The sequence below is a fragment of the Streptomyces sp. NPDC056628 genome (assembly GCF_042792555.1).
GTDB lineage: Bacteria > Actinomycetota > Actinomycetes > Streptomycetales > Streptomycetaceae > Streptomyces.
The window spans coordinates 16740-30075 of sequence record NZ_JBHTWG010000029.1; the positions used below are offsets into that span (position 1 = coordinate 16740).

16 protein-coding genes and 1 riboswitch are annotated in these 13336 nt (G+C 73.2%); of the genes, 5 read left to right on the top strand and 11 right to left on the bottom strand.

Features of this window, described 5'->3' with window-relative positions; all coding sequences use genetic code 11:
• Positions 1–13: 13 nt before the first annotated feature.
• Genes amaP through ACFRAC_RS27675 form a run of 5 tightly spaced genes read right to left on the bottom strand, consistent with a single transcriptional unit; the run spans position 14 to position 2333 of the window.
• Positions 14–601: an alkaline shock response membrane anchor protein AmaP gene (amaP, locus tag ACFRAC_RS27655; RefSeq protein WP_382932125.1), complete on the bottom strand. Its 588-nt coding sequence runs from the start codon at positions 599–601 to the stop codon at positions 14–16.
• Positions 598–1266: a DUF6286 domain-containing protein gene (locus ACFRAC_RS27660; protein ID WP_382932130.1), complete on the bottom strand. Its 669-nt coding sequence runs from the start codon at positions 1264–1266 to the stop codon at positions 598–600. The genes amaP and ACFRAC_RS27660 overlap by 4 nt, the downstream gene beginning before the upstream one ends.
• Positions 1263–1646: an Asp23/Gls24 family envelope stress response protein gene (locus ACFRAC_RS27665; RefSeq protein WP_382932133.1), complete on the bottom strand. Its 384-nt coding sequence runs from the start codon at positions 1644–1646 to the stop codon at positions 1263–1265. Before ACFRAC_RS27665 ends, ACFRAC_RS27660 begins: the two co-directional genes overlap by 4 nt.
• On the bottom strand, positions 1643–1828 hold the full coding sequence (locus tag ACFRAC_RS27670) for a hypothetical protein (RefSeq protein ID WP_361343415.1): 186 nt from the start codon (positions 1826–1828) through the stop codon (positions 1643–1645). Before ACFRAC_RS27670 ends, ACFRAC_RS27665 begins: the two co-directional genes overlap by 4 nt.
• A 58-nt stretch (positions 1829–1886) precedes the next feature.
• Entirely contained in the window at positions 1887–2333 is a 447-nt protein-coding gene (locus ACFRAC_RS27675; RefSeq protein ID WP_382932142.1) for an Asp23/Gls24 family envelope stress response protein, read from the bottom strand.
• Between the two features lie 87 nt (positions 2334–2420).
• On the opposite strand from ACFRAC_RS27675, the gene ACFRAC_RS27680 reads away from it, so the two are divergent.
• Entirely contained in the window at positions 2421–3149 is a 729-nt protein-coding gene (locus ACFRAC_RS27680) for a nucleopolyhedrovirus P10 family protein (protein WP_382932148.1), read from the top strand.
• Between the two features lie 12 nt (positions 3150–3161).
• On the opposite strand, the gene ACFRAC_RS27685 is transcribed toward ACFRAC_RS27680, so the two are convergent.
• The 3 genes from ACFRAC_RS27685 to ACFRAC_RS27695 all read right to left on the bottom strand — a co-directional run bounded on the left by ACFRAC_RS27685 (position 3162) and on the right by ACFRAC_RS27695 (position 6285).
• Positions 3162–3965 carry an enoyl-CoA hydratase/isomerase family protein gene (locus ACFRAC_RS27685; protein WP_382932154.1) on the bottom strand — a complete coding sequence of 268 codons (804 nt, stop codon included), beginning with the start codon at positions 3963–3965 and terminating at the stop codon, positions 3162–3164.
• A gap of 164 nt (positions 3966–4129) precedes the next feature.
• Positions 4130–4351, bottom strand: coding sequence for a helix-turn-helix domain-containing protein (locus tag ACFRAC_RS27690; protein WP_004002281.1), 222 nt, complete (start codon positions 4349–4351; stop codon positions 4130–4132).
• A gap of 335 nt (positions 4352–4686) precedes the next feature.
• Positions 4687–6285 carry an ABC-F family ATP-binding cassette domain-containing protein gene (locus ACFRAC_RS27695; protein ID WP_382932162.1) on the bottom strand — a complete coding sequence of 533 codons (1599 nt, stop codon included), beginning with the start codon at positions 6283–6285 and terminating at the stop codon, positions 4687–4689.
• Between the two features lie 206 nt (positions 6286–6491).
• Between ACFRAC_RS27695 and ACFRAC_RS27700 the strand changes: the two genes are divergently transcribed.
• Positions 6492–6905 carry a VOC family protein gene (locus tag ACFRAC_RS27700; protein ID WP_382932168.1) on the top strand — a complete coding sequence of 138 codons (414 nt, stop codon included), beginning with the start codon at positions 6492–6494 and terminating at the stop codon, positions 6903–6905.
• Positions 6906–6921: 16 nt separating this feature from the next.
• Here the strand turns inward: ACFRAC_RS27700 and ACFRAC_RS27705 are convergent, their stop codons facing one another.
• The 3 genes from ACFRAC_RS27705 to ACFRAC_RS27715 all read right to left on the bottom strand — a co-directional run bounded on the left by ACFRAC_RS27705 (position 6922) and on the right by ACFRAC_RS27715 (position 10407).
• Entirely contained in the window at positions 6922–8325 is a 1404-nt protein-coding gene (locus ACFRAC_RS27705) for a hypothetical protein (protein WP_382932172.1), read from the bottom strand.
• Positions 8326–8499: 174 nt separating this feature from the next.
• Positions 8500–9624 carry an alpha/beta hydrolase gene (locus ACFRAC_RS27710; RefSeq protein WP_382932178.1) on the bottom strand — a complete coding sequence of 375 codons (1125 nt, stop codon included), beginning with the start codon at positions 9622–9624 and terminating at the stop codon, positions 8500–8502.
• 81 nt (positions 9625–9705) lie between these two features.
• Entirely contained in the window at positions 9706–10407 is a 702-nt protein-coding gene (locus tag ACFRAC_RS27715) for a class II aldolase/adducin family protein (RefSeq protein WP_382932183.1), read from the bottom strand.
• Between the two features lie 198 nt (positions 10408–10605).
• Here ACFRAC_RS27715 and ACFRAC_RS27720 point away from each other — a divergent pair, with 198 nt between their 5' ends.
• The 3 genes from ACFRAC_RS27720 to ACFRAC_RS27730 all read left to right on the top strand — a co-directional run bounded on the left by ACFRAC_RS27720 (position 10606) and on the right by ACFRAC_RS27730 (position 13030).
• Positions 10606–11373 (top strand): lysozyme, encoded by a 768-nt coding sequence (locus ACFRAC_RS27720; protein WP_382932185.1) that lies wholly within the window; start codon positions 10606–10608, stop codon positions 11371–11373.
• A gap of 165 nt (positions 11374–11538) precedes the next feature.
• Positions 11539–12771, top strand: a complete 1233-nt coding sequence (locus ACFRAC_RS27725; RefSeq protein WP_382932193.1) for an anion permease — start codon at positions 11539–11541, stop codon at positions 12769–12771.
• A gap of 37 nt (positions 12772–12808) precedes the next feature.
• On the top strand, positions 12809–13030 hold the full coding sequence (locus tag ACFRAC_RS27730) for a hypothetical protein (protein ID WP_361343387.1): 222 nt from the start codon (positions 12809–12811) through the stop codon (positions 13028–13030).
• A gap of 106 nt (positions 13031–13136) precedes the next feature.
• A riboswitch (cobalamin riboswitch) is annotated at positions 13137–13280 on the top strand.
• Positions 13281–13336 lie beyond the last annotated feature (56 nt).

The following is a 13336-nucleotide window of genomic DNA, read 5'->3' on the forward strand; positions in this document are numbered from 1 at the left end:
GCGGAACGGGTCGTCAACTGACCCGTTCCGCACCGTGCCTGACGCCCTTGATGCGGACCTCCGCGGGCAGGGAGGCCAGCCCCGCCGAGGTGCGGGCGTGCGCCAGGGCCCCGTCGGTGAACTCGTCGAGCGCCGTCCCGGGGTCCACGTGCGGCTCCAGCAGCAGCCGTACCCGGGTCTCGGGCGCGGTGCGTCTGCCCCCCAGCTGGACGCGGGCACGATGCACGCCCTCCTGGACGGCGGTCTCGTTCGCGAGGGCGTCCGCCAGGGCGCGGCCCCGCAGCAGCGCGCCCTCGCCGTCGCCGGTGTCGACGAGGACCTCGGTGAGGGGGCGCCTGCGCAGGTTCGCGGTCAGCCACCACAGGGCGAGCAGGACCAGCACCACGAGGACGGCGATGACGGTCGGCCACCACCAGCCGTCGTCCCGCAGGCGGGTCCGCTCGGCGTCGCTGAGCAGTACGTCGTGCCGGTCGTCGTGGATCCACCAGGAGGGCGCGGGCGCCCCCAGCCCCACGGCGAACACGGAGCCGCCGACCACGAGCAGCACCAGTCCGACGAGCCCGACGAACACCCGGTTCACGGCCCTGAGCACGGCCCTCACCCCTTCCGTCCGGGTCGCCGGACGCGCACGGACAGGGCGGGCCGCCGGGACAGCCCGAGCCCCCGCACGGTCTCGGCGAGCGTGGCGTCCAGCTCGGCGCGTACGTCGTCCAGGTCGCGGAAGTGCGAGACGGCCCGCACGTCGGCCTTCGCACGGCGCATGCGGACCCGCACCGACTGGACGCCCGGGACCTTCATCGCCCGGTCGCGCAGGACCAGCGCGGCGAGGTCGCGGTGCAGCCCGGCGCGGACGTCGGTGTGGGTGCGCCGCATCGGCAGGACCCGGCGCAGGCCCGGGGTGAGCGCGAGGACGAGCAGCCACAGGCCGAGGACGGCGACCAGCCCGGCGCCGACGAGCGCCCAGGTGTCGTCGAGGGGGCGGTGGGCCAGCTGGTCGGCGAGTTCGCGGCGCCACCGCATGGCGGGCCGTCCGGCCCGCACGGAGACGACGTCGTACAGCAGGAAGCCGGCGCCGACGATCAGCACCAGCGCGGTGAGCGCGGCGGGGACCCGGCGGGCCGACCAGAAGCGACCCGCGCGGCCGGCCGGGGGCGGGGGCCGGTGGTCGGCCGCCGACGACGACTGGCCGTAGTCGCCCGAGCCCGTCGTCTTCTCCAGGACCGGCAGCCGCTCGGTGGCGCCCTCCGGTCCCCGGGACTCGCTCATCGCGTCCTCCCCTGTGCCGCGTCCCGTACGGACGCCGGGTGCAGCCGCTCGACGTGCACGGCGACCTCCGTCACCTCCATGCCCACCAACGCGCTTACCCGTTCGGTGACATGGCGACGCACGGCCGCGCAGCGCGCGCCGATGTCGGTGGGGTGGTCGAGCTCGACGTGGACCCGGGCCCGGACGGTGTCGTGCGCGACGACGACGTCGGCGTAGGGGCGTTCGGCACCCCCGGGCGGCGGCCCGACCGCCTCCCGGGCGCACTGCGAGGCGATCTTCGCGACGACCCGGTCGGCGATCCGGAGGGACCCGCTCTCCGCGGGCGCGATCTGGGCCGGGGGGCTGCGGACCTCCGCCGCCCCACCGCTCACGGCCGTCACCGGCGCCGTTCGTCGCGGTGGCGGAGGAAGTCGCCGAACTCCCCGTCCCCCTCAAGGAACCGCCCGACGGCGAACCCTACGGCGCCCAGGGCCGCAACCAGCAAAAAGGCGCCGAATCCGCCGAAGTATCCGGCGAAGGCCAGTGCCATGCCGGCGATCATGCCGACCACGGCCATGCTCATCCTGCGCTCCTCAGCTTCTCGGCGCCTTCACGCCCCCGGTCGTACGGCCCTCGGCGGATCACTGGATGCGGCGCTCCGGTTCCTCCTCCTCCTCGTCCGGCAGCTTCACGTCGCTCACCGCGATGTTGACCTCGACGACCTCGAGACCCGTCATCCGCTCCACCGCGGTGATCACGTTCTCGCGCACGTCGCGGGCGACGTCGGCGATGGACACGCCGTACTCGACGACGATCTCCAGGTCGAGCGCGGCCTGCTTCTCGCCGACCTCGGCCTTGACCCCGCGGGTGACCGACTTGGCCGTCCCGCCGCCGGGGACCCGGTCCCGCATCGCGCCGAAGGTCCGCGACAGGCCGCTGCCCATCGCGTGCACACCCTCCACGTCGCGGGCGGCCATTCCGGCGATCTTCTCCACGACGCCGTCGGCGATGGTGGTCCTGCCCCGGGCACCGGTGTCCGTCGCACCGCGCCCGGGCCCCTGGATCTTCTGCTCGGTCATCTCGGTCATGGCCGTCGGTCCCTTTCGGTCGTCGTCCCTCGACCACCGTAAGCACGGTTACGGGGAACCGCGCCATGGATACGGCAGGCTGGAGGAATGACGACGGCGGACCGGTGGCAGCGGGCGGTGCGGCAGCAGACCGGGCTCGGACGGCTGCTGCCGCTGGGCGGCGCGCGCGACGGCGCGTGGATCTTCGAGAGGGCGGCCGAGGCGGTGCTGCGGCGCGCGGCGGAGCCGGTGCGCGGTGTCCGGCTGGGCGCGCTGCGGATCGCGCCGGCCGATCCGGACGGCAGCGGCGAGCCGGTCGTGCCGCCACCGCCGAGCGCCGTGGCGCCGGGGCCGCTGCGGATCACGGCCGAGTGCGCGGCGGTCGGCGCCGAACCGCTGCCGGCCACGACGGACCGGCTGCGCGCGGCGCTGTCGGCCGCCTCGGATCAGCTCGGTCTGGCGGTGACCGAGGTGGATCTGCGGGTGACGGCCCTGTTCGACGAGGACGGCGGTGACGAAGGCCCCTCGCCCGCCCGGCCGTCCGAGCCGGTGCCCCCGGCGCGGCCCGCGAACCCCGACGAGGAGCGCGTCACGGCCGTCGCCCTGGCGGTCCCGGGGGTCACCGGGCTGACCGGAGCGCTGGGCGGGCCGGGCCGCTCCGTGCACGTCGAGACGCGGCGGGACGGGGCCGCTCTGCCGCACCGGCATGTACGGGTCGAACTCGCGGTCGCCGCGGACCACCGGGCCGTGGAGGTGGCCCGGGAGGTGCGCGAGAGGGTGGGCCGGGCCCTCGCGGACCGGCCGACGGTGGCCGTGCTGGTCACGGCCGTCGGCTGATCCGCGCGCGGCTCACTCGCCGAGGCCGGCCAGGTCCCGCAGACGGCGCGCCTGCGCGGCCCGTTCGGCGCCGCGCTGCTCGTCGTAGGTGCGGTCGGTGGCACCGCGCAGCAGCGCCTTGGTCTCCACGACGGCGTCCCGCGGCGCGGCGACGACGGCCCCGGCCAGGTCCCGTACGGCGTCGTCGAGCTGGTCCGCGGGCACGGCGAGGTTGGCGAGCCCGCTGGCCACGGCCTCCTCGGCCAGCACGGAGCGGCCCGTCACACAGATCTCCAGCGCGCGGCCGTAGCCGACGAGCCCGACGAGCGGATGCGTGCCGGTCAGGTCCGGCACCAGCCCGAGGCTGGTCTCGCGCATGGCGAACTGCACGTCGTCGGCGACGACGCGCACGTCACAGGCGAGCGCGAGCTGGAAGCCCGCCCCGATGGCATGGCCCTGCACGGCGGCGATGGACACCAGGTCGTTGCGCCGCCACCAGGTGAACGCCTCCTGGAACCCCGCGATCGCGGAGTCGAGCTCGCCGTCGCTGCTGCGCGCGAGGTCGATGAAGGAGGGTTCGCCCTCGATCCCCTCGGGCGTGAACATCTTGCGGTCGAGTCCGGCGGAGAAGGACTGGCCCTCTCCGCGCAGCACGACGACGCGCACGCTGCCCGGCAGGGCCCGCCCGGCCTCGGCGAGCGCCCGCCACATGGCGGGGCTCTGCGCGTTGCGCTTGGCCGGGTTCGTCAGGGTCACCGTCGCGATCGCGCCGTCGACGGTGAGCCGGACGTGGTCCTTGTCGAGCAGGGGAGCGATGTCCTGGGCGGGCGAAGCCATGGGGTGCCTCCGATGCGTGCGGTCAGCCCGCGGATGCCGAGGAGGCATCCACTAAGTGACTGCACAGTAACCACCCGGTCGATCCGGTATCCCGCCGGGCCCCTCAAGGACTCAGGGGAGGACCGGCCGGATGGTCACCATCGAAGCCGATGGACCGCCCGGGATCAGGACGATGCGGCCTTCTTGCCTCGCGTCGCCCCGCCACGCCCACGGAGCGTGACGCCCGATTCGCTGAGCATCCGGTGGACGAAGCCATACGAGCGGCCGGTTTCCTCGGCCAGTGCCCGGATGCTCGCACCGGAGTCGTACTTTTTCTTCAGGTCTGCCGCGAGCTTGTCGCGCGCGGCGCCGGTCACCCGGCTGCCCTTCTTCAGAGTCTCGGCCACCCGTGCCTCCTCATGGGAAGTGCGCTCTGGTCTCCTCATGATCACCCCTCCGGGGCTACATGGCCACCCATTCGGCAAGGTCCGTGAGACATGGTTGTGACGACAGGAGCGCGTCCCCACATGCGGAATAGGGAATTCCGGGAGCCCGCGTCCGTACAGCCGAACGGGTTCATTTGTGAATTCCCAGGTCAGCGTCCTGGCATACGCGCGCCCCCGCCGATAACCGACGAGGGCGCGAAATCGATGTATTACACACCTCAGTACGAGGAGATCTCACACAGATGGTGGATCACCCGTGGGCCGAATGATCCATAGCCCGTGGATCACGTATTCGGTCACGCGAGGGCGACGAGATCCGCGTAGTCGGCGCCCCACAGGTCCTCGACCCCGTCCGGCAGCAGGATGATCCGCTCCGGCTGGAGCGCCTCGACGGCGCCCTCGTCGTGGGTGACCAGCACGACCGCGCCCTTGTAGGTGCGCAGCGCGCCGAGGATCTCCTCGCGGCTGGCCGGGTCGAGGTTGTTGGTGGGTTCGTCGAGGAGCAGGACGTTCGCCGAGGAGACGACCAGGGTGGCGAGGGCGAGCCGGGTCTTCTCGCCGCCGGAGAGGACACCGGCCGGCTTGTCGACGTCGTCGCCGGAGAACAGGAAGGAGCCGAGCGTCTTGCGCACCTCGACGAGGTCGAGGTCGGGGGCCGCCGAGCGCATGTTCTCCAGGACCGTGCGCTCCGGATCCAGGGTCTCGTGCTCCTGGGCGTAGTAGCCGAGCTTGAGGCCGTGGCCGGGCACGACCGCGCCGGTGTCCGGCTGCTCCGTCCCGGCGAGCAGGCGCAGCAGGGTCGTCTTGCCCGCGCCGTTCAGGCCCAGGATGACCACGCGGGAGCCCTTGTCGATGGCCAGGTCGACGTCGGTGAAGATCTCCAGCGAGCCGTACGACTTCGACAGGCCCTCCGCCATCAGCGGGGTCTTGCCGCAGGGTGCGGGCTCGGGGAAGCGCAGCTTGGCGACCTTGTCCTGCTGGCGCACCGCCTCGAGGCCGGAGAGGAGCTTGTCGGCGCGCTTGGCCATGTTCTGCGCGGCGACCGTCTTGGTGGCCTTGGCGCGCATCTTGTCGGCCTGCGAGTGCAGGGCCGCGGCCTTCTTCTCGGCGTTCTGACGCTCGCGCTTGCGGCGCTTCTCGTCCGCCTCGCGCTGCTGCTGGTAGAGCTTCCAGCCCATGTTGTAGACGTCGATCTGGGCGCGGTTGGCGTCCAGGTAGAACACCTTGTTGACGACCGTCTCGACCAGGTCGACGTCGTGGGAGATCACGATGAAGCCGCCGCGGTAGGTCTTCAGGTAGTCCCGCAGCCAGATGATCGAATCGGCGTCGAGGTGGTTGGTCGGCTCGTCGAGGAGCAGGGTGTCGGCGTCCGAGAACAGGATCCGGGCCAGTTCGATACGGCGGCGCTGACCACCGGAGAGGGTGTGCAGGGGCTGGCCCAGCACCCGGTCGGGCAGGTTCAGCGCGGCGGCGATGGTGGCGGCCTCGGCCTCGGCGGAGTAGCCGCCCTTGGTGAGGAACTCCGTCTCCTGGCGCTCGTACTGCCTCAGGGCCTTGTCGCGGGTGGAGCCCTGGCCGTTGGCGATGCGCTGCTCGTTGTCGCGCATCTTGCGGATCAGCACGTCCAGGCCGCGCGCGGAGAGGATCCGGTCGCGGGCGAGGACGTCGAGGTCGCCGGTGCGGGGGTCCTGCGGGAGGTAGCCGACCTCGCCCGAGCGGGTGATCTGTCCGGCGGCCGGGATGCCCTCGCCGGCCAGGCACTTGGTGAGGGTCGTCTTGCCCGCGCCGTTGCGGCCGACGAGGCCGATGCGGTCACCCTTGGCGACGCGGAAGGTCGCGGACTCGATGAGGACGCGCGCGCCGGCGCGCAGCTCGATACCGGTGGCGGAGATCACGGTCAGACTCCAGGGCGGGGCTAGGTGGCGGTATGGGCGGCTGAGGACAGTCCCGCCGTCTAATGCGCGAGGAGAATGGCCATGGAGCCAGTCTAACGGGGCCGTGCAACCAGTTTTTCCGGGTTCGGACGACCCGGGGCGGGTCATGCATCACACCGGCGGCGGCGACGGCCGCCCGAGGTCACTGCGCACGAAAGGGTGACGGCATGGCAGGCACGAGCGGTGGGCGTCCGGGGCTCAGCCCGGCGCTGCTGTACACGGACGCCGAGGCGGCGGTCCGCCAGCTCACGGAGGCCTTCGGTTTCACGGGACTGGCCGTGCACGAGGGCGAGGACGGCAAGGTCGCGCACGCCGAACTGACGCAGGGCGGCGGCGTGGTGATGCTGGGCTCCAAGGGCACCGGCAGCGTCTTCGACCGGGTGATGGAGGGCGCGGGCCCGGCCGGGGTGTACGTCGTCGTGGAGGACGTCGACGCACACCACCGGCGGGCCGTGGAGCACGGCGCGGAGATCCTGATGCCCCCGAGGGACCAGGACTACGGCGGCCGGGACTACCTGGCCCGGGACCTGGAGGGCAACGTGTGGAGCTTCGGCACCTACGTCCCCGGGACGGGCGGCTGAGCGGCGCGGGGCCGGCTCAGCTCCCCCCGGTGTGCACCTGGAAGGCGGCCCGGCGCACGGCCTTGGCGAGGGCCGGGTCGGGGTGCGCCGCGGCGAGGGCGACCAGGACCTGCACGGTGCGGGGGTGGCCGACGGCACGCACCTCGTCCAGGAGGGCGGGCACGGTCGGCTGGACGGCGGACTCCAGGTGCCGTACGAGCATCGGGGCCTCGCCGTGGTCGGCGACGGCGGCGGCGGTGTCGACCCACAGCCAGGTGGCCTCCTCCCGGGTCAGCACCTCGTGGGCGTCCTCGGGGTCGGCGCCGTCGTGCTCGGCGAGCCACAGCAGGGCGTAGGGGCGCAGGGCCGGCTCGTCGGCGATCGCGCGCACGTCGGGTTCGGCGGGGGCGCCGACGACGCGCAGCGCCTCGAAGGCCAGGCCGCGCAGCAGGGCGTCGTCGCCGCGGGCGGCGGCCAGCAGCTCGGTGACGGCGCTGCCGACGGGGCGGGCGGCGAGCCAGGCGCGGTACTCGTCGCGGGCGGCGTTGGGCCGCAGCTGGGCGCAGCCGCGCAGCATGTCCTCGGCGGACTGCTCGATGTTCCCGGCGGGGCTCTGGGCGGCCACGCAGATCTGCTCCAGCTTGACCCAGACCGCCCAGCTGCCGAGGGGGGTCAGGGTGGCCTGGCCGTCGCCGTAGGTGAGGGCCCCGACGGAGGCGAGCGCGGTGAGGGCCCAGTCGAGGAGCGGGGCGAGCGGGGTGTCCTCGACGGGTCTCGCGTCGGGGAGCGGCTCAGTCCGCGGTCCGTACGGGATCTCGCAGCGTTCGGTGCGCAGCTCGGTGACGCGCTGCTCCAGCAGGTCCAGGAGCTGTTCGACGGGGACCGGCCCGGCGGACAGCTGGAGGAAGGACAGCACCTGGGGCAGGGCCGAGACGATGTCGGCGACGGCCGCGTGCTCGAGGTGGGCGGGCTCGGGGTGGGCCAGCGACCAGGCGTCGAAGAGGGCGACCCAGCCGCGCAGGACGGCGCTGTCGTCGCGGTCCCAGGCACGCAGCCGCCAGCTGGGGCGGGCGCTGTCGCCGTGCACCTCGACGAGGCCGGCGAGCCGGGCGGTGTCCCAGTCGGCGCGGACCTGAGCGACGGTCAGGCCGAGGGCGCGGGAGGCGCGTTCGGCGGTCTCGTCGGAGAGGGTGCCTTTGCCGTCGGGGTTCGCGTTCGTACGGCCGGGGCGCAGGGCGGTGTCGGCCCAGAGGGCGACGCGGACCGCGTCGGCGAGGAGGGAGCGTGCCATTCCGGCCAGCGCGGACCGGGCCGGTGTGCCCTCCGGCGGCCGGGGCGCGGGTCGGCGCGGGCGCCGCTGGTTCACTGCTCCGGGGGCGGCGGCCAGGGGTCGCGGGCGGACGAGTCGAAGCCTGGAGTCGCGCGGGATACGGGACGTCACGGGTGCAGTCTTCCGGTTGACGGTCCGAAAACCCAAACGGAATGCCATGAGCGGCTTCGGGGACGGCCGGCGCGGGGGGTCCGACGAGTGCCCGGCACCGGGAGCAGGCCGGCCGTACGGCCTTAAACGGAATGGCGCGCGACCGGCCGCGGGTGCCGGTCCCGAGGGGGCGTCTCAGACCAGCGGCGTCATGAAGCGGCGCAGCGACTCCTCGTAGAAGTCCGGGTCGGCGTTCCACATGGCGGCATGGGGCGCGTCCCGCACGGTGTGCAGGGTGACGAGGCCGGGGTGCGAGGCGGCCAGGCGGCGGGACAGGGTCCAGGGGGCCACCCGGTCGCCGGGGCCGTGGAAGACGACGGTGGGCACCGTGACGCCGTCGAGGGCGTCGGTGCCGGAGCGGTCGGCGGTCAGGTTGGCGCGGCCCTGGGCGGCGCGGACGGCGAGGGGCAGCAGGGCGCTCGGGGTGTGGCGGGCCGCGGCGAGGGCGCGCACCGTGGCCTCCCAGCTCAGCACCGGGGAGTCCAGGACGAGCCCGGCGATCCGGTCGCGCAGGCTGGAGCGGGCGGCGGCGCGCAGGGCCATGGTGGCGCCGGTGGACCAGCCGAGCAGGACGACCTTCCGGGCGCCGTAGCGCACGGCGTAGCGCAGCGCGGCGTCGACGTCGCGCCACTCGGTCTCGCCGAAGTGGTTCAGGCCGTCCGGCGGGCGGGGCGCGCCGAGGTCGCCGCGGTAGGCGAGGGCGAGCACCGGGACGTGGCGGGCGTTGAGGGGCCGCATGAGGTTCATGGCGTGTTCGCGGGTGGTGCCCAGGCCGTGCACCGCGATGACCCAGGTGTCCCGGGCGCCGGGCACGAACCAGGCGGGCAGCGGGCCGAGTTCGCCGGGGATGTCGACATCGGCGTGGTCGAGGCCGAGGGTGGCTCTCGGGTTGCCGACGTACAGGTTCGGGGTGAGCCAGACGCTGTCGCCGGGCTTCAGGGTGCCGTGGGTGACGAGCTCCAGGCGGCGGACCACGGTGTCGGCGGAGTGCCGCTCGTCGTCGAGGACCGGGCCGACGACGGCATGGGAGCCGTGTCCGGCGAGGCCGTACGTGCCGGGGCGCAGCGAGGCCAGGTCGCGGGTGAGGGTGATCTGCCCCGGGGCCGTGGCGTGCACGGTGAGCCGGGGTTCGGTGGGCAGCGGGCGGCCGGGGGGCGCCGTCAGGGCGGCGCTGCTGGCGAGCCGCCCGGCGGCGACGCTCGCGGCGCCGGCGGCCAGGGCCACGGAGACGGCTGCGGCCGTCGTTGGGACAGTGCGCACCCGTCCAGTGTCCGAAAGGACCGGGCGTGTGGCCAGTGGGAGGGCGGGGCGGGGTGAAGCGGGGCAGCCGCCCACGGGCCGTCAGCGCCGCTGCCCGTACCCCTTCAGCCGCTCCCCCACCTCCGCCACCTGTTCCTCGGACAGCAGGGCCGGGGACAGGCCCGGTACCGAGGCCGCCGTGAGCCAGACGCGGCACATCCATTCCAGTTGGGCCGTGCGGTCGTACGCCTGGTCCAGGGTGGCGCCGTGGGCGACGGTGCCGTGGTTGCGCAGGAGGCAGGCGGTGCGGCCGGTGAGGGCCCGCAGCATGTTCTCGGCCAACTCCTCGGTGCCGTAGGTCGCGTAGGGGGCGACCCGGACGGGTCCGCCGAGGGCGGCCGCCATGTAGTGGATCAGCGGGAGCTCGGGCACCAGGGTCGAGACGGCCGTCGCGTGGACGGCGTGGGTGTGCACGACGGCCCGGGCGCCGGTGGCGCCGTAGACGGCGAGGTGCATGGGCAGCTCGCTGGTCGGCACCAGCGTGCCCAGCACCTGCCGGCCGTCGAGGCCGACGCCCGTGACGTCCTGGGGCGTGAGCCGGTCGTAGGGCACGCCGGAGGGCGTGACCAGCACCGTGTCCCCCACGCGCACCGAGACGTTCCCGGACGTGCCGACCACGAGTCCGTCGGCGACGGTCCGGCGGGCCGTCGCGACGAGGGACTCCCAGGCCGCCGCCTCCTCGGGCCGCACCGTGCGCCGGTACGGGGTGTCCCCGTCCCCCTGCTCCCACCGTTCCTCAGCCATGCGGCGATCCTGCCAGGCGCGGTGGGTGAAGTCGCCGGTGAGTGGGGGCACTTTAGGGCGGAGGGGCGACCTCCGGAAGGGTGCAGAGCATGACATACCGTCTGCGCCGCCCGCTTGGCCTGAGATCGATCAGAGTTCAACGATCTTCCGATAATCTCCGGGTGATTTGCCGCACACGTCGCCATTCCGGGGGGAATCATGGCCCGTGCCCGCAAACCGTCCCGTCCGTCCCGTCACCGCATCCACCGCTCACGCCTCATGGCGGCCTGCGCGGCGGTGCTCGCGCTGAGCGGCACCGCCGTCACCGGTACCCCGGCCCCGGCCGTGGCGGCCGGGGCACCGAGAGGCCATGACGTCTCGTCGCACCAGAAGGACGTCGACTGGCCGGACAGCCGGGCGAAGGGCGCCCGGTTCGTCTACGTCAAGGCGACCGAGTCGCACACCTACCGCAACCCGTACCACGCCCGGCAGTACGACGGCGCCCGGGCCGCCGGCCTGGTGCGCGGCGCCTACCACTTCGCCCTGCCCGACCGGTCCTCGGGCCACGCGCAGGCGGCGTTCTTCGTGCGCAACGGCGGCGGCTGGCGGCCGGACGGCTGGACCCTGCCGCCCGCCCTCGACATCGAGTACAACCCGTACGGCACGCACAAGTGCTACGGGCTGCGCAAGGCGGCGATGACCGCCTGGATCCGGGCGTTCAGCGACGAGGTGCGCCGGCTGACCGGCCGCCGTCCGGTGATCTACACCACCACCCACTGGTGGAACACCTGCACCGGCGCCTCCCGTGCCTTCACCGACCACCCGCTGTGGGTGGCCCGCTACGATGCCCCGAACCCCGGAACGCTGCCGTCCGGATGGCGTGCGTGGACCCTCTGGCAGTACGACAACGGCGGCAGCCTGCCGGGTGACCAAAATCTCTTCAACGGGTCCCTGGCGCAGCTGAGGTCGTTCGCCCGCGGCGGTTAGGCCGCGCCCCGCAAGGGCTCGGCCGGGGCGTCGCGGACGGAGGGCTTCCGTTCATAGGGGAAGTCCTCCCTGCCGGACACCGTGCGGCCCGCCCCAGTTCACCTTCCGTTCACTCGGGTTACCTACGTTCATCGAGCCAATGACTTCGAACGATTGCCTGGGTAAATGGAAAACTTCTCGCTGATCCTCGCGATCGTGGTCGTAACCGCGCTCGCGTTCGATTTCACGAACGGTTTTCACGACACCGCCAACGCGATGGCCACGACCATCTCGACCGGTGCGCTCAAGCCCAAGGTCGCGGTGGCCATGTCCGCCGTGCTCAACCTTGTGGGCGCCTTCCTCTCGGTGGAGGTCGCCAACACGATCTCCAAGGGTCTCGTCGACGAGACCGGCATCCGTCCCGAGGTCATCTTCGCCGCGTTGGTCGGCGCGATCCTCTGGAACCTCCTCACCTGGCTGGTGGGCCTGCCCTCCAGCTCGTCGCACGCCCTGATGGGCGGCCTGATCGGCGCCACCATCGCCTCGGCGGGCGTCGGCGCCGTCCACGGCGACGTGCTGGTCACCAAGGTCCTGCTCCCGGCCATCGCCGCCCCGATCGTCGCGGGCCTCGCGGCCCTGCTGGCCACGCGGCTCACCTACACGCTCGGCAGGAAGGCCGACGGCGAGGCCTCGAAGAAGGGCTACCGCGCCGGTCAGATCGCCTCCGCGGGCCTCGTCTCCCTCGCCCACGGCACCAACGACGCCCAGAAGACCATGGGCATCATCACCCTCGCCCTCATCGCGGGCGGCGCCCTCGCCCCCGACTCGGACCCGCCCACCTGGGTCATCCTCTCCGCCGGCCTGGCCATCGCGCTCGGCACCTACCTGGGCGGCTGGCGGATCATCCGCACGATGGGCAAGGGCCTGACCGACCTCCAGCCGCAGCAGGGCTTCGCCGCCCAGACCAGCGCGGCGACGGTCATCCTGGCCTCTTCCCACCTCGGCTTCTCCCTGTCCACCACGCACTCCGTCTCCGGCTCCGTGATGGGCGCCGGTCTGGGCCGCAAGGGCGGCGTGGTCCGCTGGTCCACGGCCACCCGGATGTTCGTCGCCTGGGGCCTGACCCTGCCGGCCGCCGCGCTGGTCGCCGCGCTCGCCGAGTACGTGACGGGTCTCGGCAAGTGGGGCACCGCCGCCGTCGCGGTCTTCCTGGTCGCCTCCAGCGTCGCCATCTGGAAGATCTCCCGCCGCGAGGTCATCGACCACACCAACGTCACCGACTACGACGAGCCCGCCGGAGTGGTCACCACCGCCATGGCCGCCGTGACCCCGCCCCCCGCGGGCACGGTGACCGAGGACCTCGCGGTCACCCTCCCGGCACCGGCATCCGGACCCGAGCCCTCCAAGGCCTCCGTCTGACCTCCGGTCCTCCCTCCCGGCAACACAAGGAAGCAGCATGAAGATCGACTGGGCGTCCCTCGGCTCCGTCTTCGGTGTCAGTCTCGTCGTCACGGTGGCCCTGGTGGGCCTGTTCACCCTCGGCATCGCGGGCCTCTCGCGCCGCGAACGGGCGGTCGCACAGGGCGACTCGGCCGCGCTCGCGGTCACCGGCGCCTACGCGTGCTTCGCGGCGTGCACGGCGGCCGTGGCGTACGGCATCTATCTCATCGTGGCCTGACGTACGGCGCGCGACTCCTGAGGTGCGTGACGGGACACCGTCGCGCACCTTCGGTGTGTGTGGGCCTGCGCACACTCTCCCGTCGCAGGTCACAGGCAAGTTGACGGCCGTCGCGACCCATGGTGGACTTCCGGAGCCATCTACGGCGGCAGAAGAGGAAGCCGGTGCGAATCCGGCGCGGTCCCGCCACTGTCACCGGGGTAGTAACCCCCGGGAGCCAGGAACTCTCGCCGCCGGTCTCGTCGAACCAGGGCGTGGACACCCTGAGTGAGGACATCACGCGATGCTCGCCTGCCGCTCGTCACG